Origin of the sequence: Rhodococcus sp. EPR-134 (genome assembly GCF_001647205.1) — a bacterium.
In the GTDB taxonomy this organism is placed as follows: Bacteria; Actinomycetota; Actinomycetes; order Mycobacteriales; family Mycobacteriaceae; genus Rhodococcus_F; species Rhodococcus_F qingshengii.
This window is the reverse complement of sequence record NZ_LVCT01000730.1, coordinates 1-8,457: the sequence shown is the minus strand read 5'-3', so window position 1 is coordinate 8,457 and position 8,457 is coordinate 1. Positions and strand designations below refer to the sequence as shown.

General features: G+C 63.9%; 10 protein-coding genes and 1 riboswitch. Of the genes, 5 read left to right on the top strand and 5 right to left on the bottom strand.

Annotated elements, in window-relative coordinates:
* From A2J01_RS31675 to thiO, 4 genes are all read right to left on the bottom strand, one after another.
* Positions 1 to 327, bottom strand: a 327-nt coding sequence (locus A2J01_RS31675; protein ID WP_156519339.1) for an ATP-binding cassette domain-containing protein, incomplete at its 3' end; no start/stop codon positions are given.
* A 129-nt stretch (positions 328 to 456) separates the two neighbouring features.
* Positions 457 to 1,209 carry a thiazole synthase gene (locus A2J01_RS31670; protein WP_007726857.1) on the bottom strand — a complete coding sequence of 251 codons (753 nt, stop codon included), beginning with the start codon at positions 1,207 to 1,209 and terminating at the stop codon, positions 457 to 459.
* Positions 1,202 to 1,417, bottom strand: coding sequence for a sulfur carrier protein ThiS (thiS, locus tag A2J01_RS31665; RefSeq protein WP_003944402.1), 216 nt, complete (start codon positions 1,415 to 1,417; stop codon positions 1,202 to 1,204). Before thiS ends, A2J01_RS31670 begins: the two co-directional genes overlap by 8 nt.
* Positions 1,414 to 2,493, bottom strand: a complete 1,080-nt coding sequence (thiO, locus tag A2J01_RS31660; protein WP_064114312.1) for a glycine oxidase ThiO — start codon at positions 2,491 to 2,493, stop codon at positions 1,414 to 1,416. Before thiO ends, thiS begins: the two co-directional genes overlap by 4 nt.
* Positions 2,493 to 2,639: riboswitch (TPP riboswitch) on the bottom strand. Its footprint overlaps the gene before it by 1 nt.
* Before the next feature lie 26 nt (positions 2,640 to 2,665).
* On the opposite strand from thiO, the gene thiE reads away from it, so the two are divergent.
* Positions 2,666 to 3,361, top strand: coding sequence for a thiamine phosphate synthase (gene thiE / locus A2J01_RS31655; protein WP_003944422.1), 696 nt, complete (start codon positions 2,666 to 2,668; stop codon positions 3,359 to 3,361).
* Between the two features lie 248 nt (positions 3,362 to 3,609).
* Positions 3,610 to 3,741 (top strand): hypothetical protein, encoded by a 132-nt coding sequence (locus tag A2J01_RS37280; RefSeq protein WP_003944354.1) that lies wholly within the window; start codon positions 3,610 to 3,612, stop codon positions 3,739 to 3,741.
* 92 nt (positions 3,742 to 3,833) lie between these two features.
* On the opposite strand, the gene A2J01_RS31650 is transcribed toward A2J01_RS37280, so the two are convergent.
* Positions 3,834 to 4,448 carry an NUDIX hydrolase gene (locus A2J01_RS31650; protein WP_063314811.1) on the bottom strand — a complete coding sequence of 205 codons (615 nt, stop codon included), beginning with the start codon at positions 4,446 to 4,448 and terminating at the stop codon, positions 3,834 to 3,836.
* A 158-nt stretch (positions 4,449 to 4,606) separates the two neighbouring features.
* Here A2J01_RS31650 and A2J01_RS31645 point away from each other — a divergent pair, with 158 nt between their 5' ends.
* The 3 genes from A2J01_RS31645 to A2J01_RS31635 all read left to right on the top strand — a co-directional run.
* Positions 4,607 to 5,968, top strand: a complete 1,362-nt coding sequence (locus A2J01_RS31645; RefSeq protein ID WP_042452116.1) for a hypothetical protein — start codon at positions 4,607 to 4,609, stop codon at positions 5,966 to 5,968.
* Positions 5,969 to 5,982: 14 nt separating this feature from the next.
* Positions 5,983 to 6,969, top strand: coding sequence for a glutamate ABC transporter substrate-binding protein (locus tag A2J01_RS31640; RefSeq protein ID WP_042925914.1), 987 nt, complete (start codon positions 5,983 to 5,985; stop codon positions 6,967 to 6,969).
* Positions 6,970 to 6,976: 7 nt separating this feature from the next.
* On the top strand, positions 6,977 to 8,457 hold a 1,481-nt coding region (locus A2J01_RS31635), incomplete at its 3' end, for a serine/threonine-protein kinase (RefSeq protein ID WP_156519465.1).

Genomic DNA, 8,457 nt, shown 5'->3' with positions numbered 1-8,457 from the left:
GTCGACGCGGGACTTCGGGATCCCGTTCGAAGCAGCCATCCACTGCAGATGTGCACGCGCACTGCGATTGGGGTGCACCCACTTCGCATCCAGCAACGCGCCGACAGTCCGCAACGGCGTCTTGAGCTCGCGGTACGGCTTGCCCTCGATCAACGCCGCACCCGACGTCGGCTGATCCAGACCCAGGATCATCCGCATCGTCGTCGACTTACCTGCACCGTTCGGGCCCAGGAAGCCCGTCACGATGCCCGGCTTGACCGTGAACGACAAATCGTCCACCGCTTTCGTCGGTCCGTAAACCTTGGTCAATCCCCTCAGTTCAATCATGAGGAGAACTTTGCCCTACCGGCAATGACCAGCACATCGGCCACAGGTCTAGTTCCGAGTGGTACTCAGGTAGGACACGAAGCCGGACAATCCGGGCATAACCCTGAGAAAACACCCGGAAATGGTCCGTCAGGACGATGCTTGGGCCCAGAACCGCTTGGGAATCCGGCCGGCGTGACGCGCTTCGAAACCTGCTACCACTGCGTGCCGCATCGCCGACGCCATCAACGCGGGATTCTTGGCCCGCGTCACCGCTGTCGCAAGCAGGACGGCGTCGCAGCCCAACTCCATGGCAAGGGTGGCGTCGCTGGCCGTTCCGATTCCGGCGTCGAGGATGACGGGCACACCGGCGCGCTCGACGATCATCTCGATGTTGTGCGGATTCGCGATACCCAGCCCTGTCCCGATGGGTGAACCGAGCGGCATGACTGCCGCGCAGCCGACCTCTTCGAGGCGAAGCGCCAGCACCGGATCGTCCGTCGTGTACGGCAGGACGGTGAATCCGTCGTCCACCAATTGTTCTGCGGCGGAGACGAGTTCGATTGCGTCGGGCAGCAGAGTCCGCTCGTCGGCGATGACTTCGAGTTTGACCCAGTTCGTCTCGAGCGCTTCGCGTGCCAACTGCGCCGTCAGGACCGCTTCGGCGGCGCCTCGACACCCGGCGGTGTTCGGCAACGGTTCGATTCCGAGGCGACGAAGCAGGTCCAGAACGCCGGTGCCGCCGGCCGCGTCGACTCGCCGCATCGCGACGGTGGTCAGTTCGGTACCGGAGGCGACAAGCGCTTCCTCGAGCACCGCAAGGTTGGCGGCGCCGCCTGTCCCCGTGATGAGCCGGGAACCGAAACTGCGGCCCGCGATAGTGAGAAGGTCCTGCTCAGCCACCCTGCACCGCCGTGAGGATCTCGATTTCCCAACCACGTCCGACGGATTCGTCCCAACGCCCGCGAGGAAAGAGCGCACCGTCGACGGCGACGGCGATGCCTTTGCTCGGCAACTCGAGGTGCGTCAGAAGTTCGGTCACCGTGACTGCTCGATCGAACTCGAGATCTTCGCCGTTGACGGTGATCCCGATCGGGACCTGCTCACTCATGAATTTTCCTTAGCTACTGCGAACCGCTCGGGTTCGGTTCCTTTTACCTCGACCAAAGATGTGCCGTTCAGCAACGCGACCGTCGCATCGGCGGTGACGGGCGTCAGCAGGACCCCGTTGCGGCCGTGCCCGGTGGAGACGACAACACGATCGGACACGCGCCCGATCAACGGCAGGTTGTCCGGCGTCATGGGACGCAGACCTGCCGCGCACTCGTACAGTTCGTATTCGCCGATCGCCGGCATCAGTGCCTCGGCGTCGTTGATCAGGTCCCGTACTCCGGCCATCGTGACCTGTGTATCCTCACCAGACTCGTATTGTGTTGCGCCGACGACGATTCCGTCACCGCGCGGGACGAGGTAGGCGGGCCGCCCGTGGACGCTTCCACGGATGGTACGGCTGGGCGCCGGGGTGACTCCAGGCCTACTGCGCAAGCGAAGGATTTCGCCCTTGACCGGGCGTACCGGTAGCCCGGGCCACAGCTTGGGTGACGCGATACCGGCGGTGAGCACTATCTGATCGGTATCGAGTTCGGCGAGGTCGTCGACGGCCCGCGCGATCAATTCGACGCCGGATTCCGCACAGGCCTTCTGCAACGCCGCCAGCAGAAGTCTGTTGTCGACGGCGGACTCACCAACAGCCATCAACCCCGACCGGATGCCCCGGCCCAGCATCGGTTCGAGTTCACGGATGCGCGCGCGACCGAGAACTTCGAGTTCGTGCCCCTGCGAGCTCACCCACTCGGCGATGGTCTGCAGGTCCTGCGCGTCGGCAGCGTCGAGTGCAACCGTCAGCGAGCTGTCCGCGGTGAAGACCGATTGCCCGAATTTTCCGAGCTCCTCACCGAACGTCGGCCACCGTTCCAGGGACGCTGCACCAACCGTCAACGCGGTTTCTTCACCCGGCCAGCCTTCGGAAAGCGGGGCAAGCATTCCGCCCGCCACCCACGAAGCACCTGATCCAATGGACGGGTCGTACAACCGAACGGCCCACCCGTCGCGGGCTGCTCGCCACGCGATAGCGAGACCGATGACACCGCCGCCGACAACCGACACCGTACGAGCGTGTGTACTCACGAAACTCCACCTCCACTTCCTGCGCCGGCATGATCCGGGTCAGGTCTGACGGTCGGGATCTGGTCGCGATCCCCTCTCAGCCCAACGAACCTCGCAGTCACGACAAAAAGTGACGACGACGTTTCAGGACTCCCGTGTCGAACCTTGCTCCCTAGAGGCTACCGTTTGCTCCGTGCACCCCACACATCCCAGTAACGACATCGACCGGCGCGAGCGCCTGGCAGCAGCACGGCTGTACCTGTGCACCGACGCGCGCCGCGAGAAAGGCGACCTCGCGCAGTTCGCCGAGGCAGCATTGTCCGGCGGAGTCGACATCATCCAATTGCGTGACAAAGGCTCTGCCGGTGAGCGCGAGTTCGGCCCGCTCGAGGCCAAGGACGAACTGGTAGCGCTGGGCATTCTCGCGACCGCAGCGCGACGCCACGGCGCATTGTTGGCCGTCAACGATCGCGCGGATCTCGCGATGGCTTCCGGCGCCGACATCCTCCACCTCGGCCAGAACGACATTCCCGTCCCCTACGCGCGAACTGTTGTCGGTGAAGACGTCGTCATCGGCCGTTCGACGAGCAGTCGCGCGCAGGCGAGTCTGGCCGCCATCGAGGAGGGCGTCGACTACTTCTGTACCGGGCCGGTCTGGGCGACACCGACCAAACCGAATCGAAGTGCGTCCGGTTTGGAACTGGTTCGATCGACCGCCGACGCCGCACCGCCGCGGCCCTGGTTTGCGATCGGCGGCATCGACGAAGAACGTCTGCCAGAGCTGCTCGATGCCGGCGCCACGCGCATCGTCGTCGTGCGTGCAATCACGCAAGCATCGGATCCCCAGGCGGCCGCGCAACGCCTCGCCGCAGCCGTCGCTGGGCGCTGAAAGCCGGTAACTGGCGTTCGTCAAGTGTTTGCCGGGCGATTTCCGCACAGTTACGGGTCAGCACGCCTGACTCGAATTGTGAACGGAAGTTGTCCGATCAGACAACAAACTCCCAGTTCCTAGGTGCGATTGGATGTCCGAAAAGTCGGATTAAGTGATCTTGCTCACAGTTGCTTCGATTGCGTGTCACATCCCATTCGGTTTGTTGTAGTTTACCTCCAGTTACTAACTGAACCTAGGAGCACTAAATGGGATCCCTCGACACCGGCTCGCTCAGCACCGAATCGCTCGAAGACCTGAACCTCGGCAAGATCAGCGAGCTGCTCAAGCTCGGTATCACCGCGGTCAGCTTCATCACGGCGCTGAACTCGCTCAGCTGAGCCTCGTTTCGGTCGACGACCGAAACACCGAAGGGCCGGACTCCCGCGGAGTCCGGCCCTTCTGCTGTGTATGAACTGTGAAGACTCGAGTGCTACGACTGCGTACTCGACGCCTCGGACAAGTTCTGGTCACTGCCTGACTGCTCACTGCCTTGGTGGGAACTGCCTTGGTGGGAACTACCCGACAACCATCCGAATCCGCCGTCCTCGAGCACGACGGTGTGCGGATCGCCGTCCACGGCCACAACAGGCTCGGTCCGGAGGTCGGGCCATGAGGAACCGAAGCCCGGATGCAGCGGCAGTGAGTCGACGTCGGCTTCGCGTACCCACCGCAACTCGGTGCTCTCACCATTGGCAACCGTCGACAGTGGATGCGCCGCGTCAGCCACGACGGTGGTGTAAGTCCACCCGCTCTCGGCGCGCATCGTCACTACTTCCCCGCGAACACGGACGGCGTCCTCGGCGATACCTGCTTCTTCGTGTGCTTCCCGGACGGCAGCGTGCGTCGTGCTCTCGTGTGAGTCCCGCGCACCGCCGGGCAGTGCCCACGTTCCGCCCTGATGGCTCCACGCCGCACGATGCTGCAGCAAGACCATGGGTGATCCGTCCGAATCGGGGGCACGCAGAAGCAGTCCTGCAGCTCCGTGTTTACCCCAATGCCGAGTACCGTCCGATCCGATGGACCAACCGTCACCGTCACCACGCATCGACTACCTCGCTCCGCCCGCTCTCGCCGTTGTCCCACACTAACCGTTTCAAACTGCTCCAGGTGTAGGTGATGCTTATATGCTCGCGAAGATGCCCTGAATCATTTCTCGGCGGCATCATTTCTCGGTAGCCCGCCTACAGCGAAGTGAGGTGCTCGATGGTCGACCGTGTCGTCCCGTCCATCGAACCCCGGTCGCTGCCGCCCTCCGAGGCCACATCAGTGTCGGCGGAGGACGAGCAGGCACTTCTGCGGCGCGAACTGCAGGCCTTCATGTCCTCGACGCCTGGCCGGTTGACCGTCGTCGGACTGATCCTGATCGCGATCACTTTGATCGCCGGACTCCTCGCCACCGCAGCGATCGAGAACCGCCAGGCGAACCTCGACCTCCTCCTCGTCGAAACCGAGCCTCTCGCCAACTCGGCCCAGAATCTCTACAGTGCGTTGTCCTTGGCAGACGCCGCCGCGGCCACCGCCTTCATCTCCGGCGGCCTCGAACCCGCCGAAGTCCGCGACCGATACACGCAGTCGATCGGTGAGGCCTCTGCGGAGATCGTCCAGGCGTCGGCCGGTCTCGACTCGACCGATCTTGCCGGTCACAGCGCGTTGACCACCATCTCGACCGACCTCTCCGTCTACACCGGGCTGGTCGAAACTGCACGGGCGAACAATCGCGTCGGAAACCCGGTCGGGGCAGCATATTTGAGCGAGGCCTCGCAGTTGATGCAGACCTCGCTGCTGCCGATGGCCCAGCAACTGCACGCCTCGCAGGAGACGCTGGTCTCACAAGTACAGCGCGATTTCGAGACTCCACCGTGGTGGCCGATCGTGGCGTTCGTCTTCGTGCTGTGCGCGCTGGTGGCGACACAGATGTACTTCTCCCGCAAGAGTCGCCGACGCTTCAATCTCGGGTTGATCCTTGCCTCGCTCGCGGTCGCTGCAGCTCTGCTGTGGCTGCTCACGGTCGGACTGGTCTCCGCACTGGCCACCGGGCGCGCGCTCGACGCCGGGGCCGAGCCACTGCACGAACTGACCGAGGCACGAATCATGGCGCAGCAAGCACGCACCGTGGAAACCCTCACGCTGGCGAGGCGGGATTCGACCGCCGAGGACAACGTGACGTTCACCCGCAAGGTCGATGCTCTGCGGGACATCCTCGAGGGCCTGCAAAGCGACGAACGCGCCCGAGTGAACAGCGAAGTGCTGACCGCCGCACTCGACTCGCGCCAGCAGTGGGTGGCTGCGCACACGCGCATGTACGACCGTCTCGGAAACGGCGACTTCACGTCCGCCGCAGCCATCACCATCGGCGCCGGAGAACAGGATTCGGCCGCGGAGTACGGAAAGCTCGATCACGAACTCTGGCAGGGAATCGTGGATTCGCGCACGAATCTTCGGTCCGACGTCTCGTACGCCTCCCGGGTGTTGGCTGCCTCTGCACCGGGCATGTCTGTATTGGCAGTTCTCGGAGTTGCCGGAATCTTCATCGGATTCTGGCCTCGACTGCGGGAGTATCAGTGACGGGAGTACCGGTGATGCGGAGGAAGAGCCCGGCCGTATGTGTCGCGGTTCTGGCAGCGGCCATGCTGATGCTCGCCGGTTGCGGTGCGGATCGAGCCGAAGACTTGGACAACGCAGGCGCCACGTCGTACACGGAACCGCCGCTGCCGGCCGAGGCCACCATCGCTCCCAGCCCGACACCGACGACTACCGCGTCGTGCACCAACCTCACCGCGAGCCTGCGGCCCACCCCCGCAGACGCATCTCCGCAGCCACCCACGCCGAGCCTCGACGCCATCCGCGCCCGCGGGCGGCTGATCGTGGGCCTGGACACCGGTTCCAACCTCATGAGCTTTCGCGATCCGGCCACCGGGCGCCTCGAGGGTTTCGACGTGGACATCGCCCGCGAAATCGCCCGAGATCTGCTCGGTGACCCGGAGAAGATCGAGTACCGAATCCTGACGTCGGACGATCGGATCGCCGCACTCCAGGAATCGATGGTCGACGTGGTCGTCAAGACTATGACCATCACGTGCGAGCGGCGCGAGAAGGTCGACTTCTCGACGCAGTACTTCTCCGCTGAACAACGAATTCAGGTCTTGCAGGGGTCATCCGTCCGCGGCATCGACGACCTCGCAGGCAAGCGGGTCTGCGCTGCCCGGGGAACGACCTCGGCGACTCGAATCCAGCAACTCCAACCCGAAGCCACCGTCGTCACCGTCCCGATGTGGTCCGACTGCCTCGTCGTCCTCCAGCAGGGGCAGGTGGACGCGATCAGCACCGACGACACGATCCTCGCGGGCCTCGCCTCGCAAGACCCGTATCTGATGATGGTCGGTGGCTCACTGGGCGTCGAACCGTACGGAATCGGAGTGAACAAGGACAACCCCGACTTGGTCCGATTCGTCAACGGAACCCTGGATCGGATCCGGAGCGACGGGACCTGGAACCGTATCTACGACCGCTGGCTCAGCGTCCTCGGTCCTTCGCCCGGTCCCCCGCCGGCCGTCTACCGGGATTGAGGCTGACATGACCGAAGAAACCGGCCCCGAGCCCGACGCCACGCAGGCTTCCATGCGTCCCGAACCCGAAGCCACCGGCGCCTACGAGCGGCCCGAGCCCGAAGCCACGGGCGCCTACGAGCGTCTCGAACCGACCTCGGCCCAGATACGAGGAACCACGCCGTCCGCATCCTCCTCCCCGACCGGCCGCTCCACTCGATCCCGCCGCAGCCGGTCGGGACGAAAGCTGCGCCTCGGCGGCGGCCTGGTCGAGGTTCCCCCCGTCCCGCAGATCGACCCCGCATCTGCGGTGATGAGTGACCCGACCGTCCCCGAGCGGAAACGGTTCTGTTGGAAATGCAACGAACCAGTCGGTCGTAAGAGCGCAAGCACCAAGGCAACTCAGCACGGCACCTGCCCCAAGTGCGGTTCCACTTTCGACTTCCGTCCACTCCTCGAAGAGGGCGAATTGGTGTCCGGTCAGTACGAGGTTCAAGGGCCCATCGCGCACGGCGGCCTGGGATGGATCTACCTCGCGATCGATCGCAATGTCAGCGACAGGTGGGTAGTTCTCAAGGGGCTCTTGCATTTCGGTGATTCCGAAGCGCAAGCCGTTGCGGTGGCCGAGCGTCAGTTCCTCGCCGAGGTCGCCAACCCCAGCATCGTCAAGATCTTCAACTTCGTCGAGCATCCGCGCCCGGATGGCACACCCATGGGGTACATCGTCATGGAGTACGTGGGTGGGCGATCATTGCGAGAGGTGCTGGCCGAATTCCCGGACGGCAAGCACATGCCGATCGAGCAGGCAATCGGCTACGTACTGGAAATCCTTCCGGCGCTGAGCTATCTGCATTCTACCGGCCTGGCCTACAACGACCTCAAACCCGAGAACGTGATGGTCACCGAGGATCAGTTGAAGCTGATCGATCTCGGCGCCGTGTCCGGAATCGAAGACTACGGGTACCTGTACGGTACCGCCGGCTATCAAGCACCCGAGATCATCGAGACCGGTCCGACCATCGCCTCCGACATCTTCACCGTCGGAAGAACACTCGCGGTTCTCACCCTCGACATGCCCTCGAAGCACGGACGGTACCTCGACGGCCTTCCCGAACCGGAGGACGAGCCACTATTGCGCGACCACGAGTTCTTTCACCGTCTACTGCTACGCGCCACCGACCCGGATCCGAAGAAGCGATTCCAGTCCGCCGAGGAAATCGCGGGACAACTCACCGGCGTTCTGCGAGAAATCCTCGCCGAGCAGACCGGGCAGGAGAATCCCGGACTCTCGCTCGTGTTCAGCAGGCAGCGAACGTCTTTCGGCACCGATGAATTGGTCGGGCAAACCGATGTGTACGTGGACGGTGTCAGCCACGACGCCGCTCTCGATCCGCGCGAAGTTGCGCACGCACTTCCCATTCCGTTGGTCGACCCCACCGATCCCAGCGCGCCGTTGCTGGCAGCGGCGGTGCACAGCGAACCGTCTCAGACTCTCGATGCTCTCAAGCA

Excerpts from the sequence above, each read along its gene's own strand:
- A2J01_RS31640 (WP_042925914.1), top strand. The coding sequence starts at position 5,983 with ATGCGGAGGAAGAGCCCGGCCGTATGTGTCGCGGTTCTGGCAGCGGCC.
- thiS (WP_003944402.1), bottom strand. The coding sequence starts at position 1,417 with ATGAGTGAGCAGGTCCCGATCGGGATCACCGTCAACGGCGAAGATCTC.
- A2J01_RS31650 (WP_063314811.1), bottom strand. The coding sequence starts at position 4,448 with ATGCGTGGTGACGGTGACGGTTGGTCCATCGGATCGGACGGTACTCGG.
- A2J01_RS31645 (WP_042452116.1), top strand. The coding sequence starts at position 4,607 with ATGGTCGACCGTGTCGTCCCGTCCATCGAACCCCGGTCGCTGCCGCCC.
- A2J01_RS37280 (WP_003944354.1), top strand. The coding sequence starts at position 3,610 with ATGGGATCCCTCGACACCGGCTCGCTCAGCACCGAATCGCTCGAAGAC.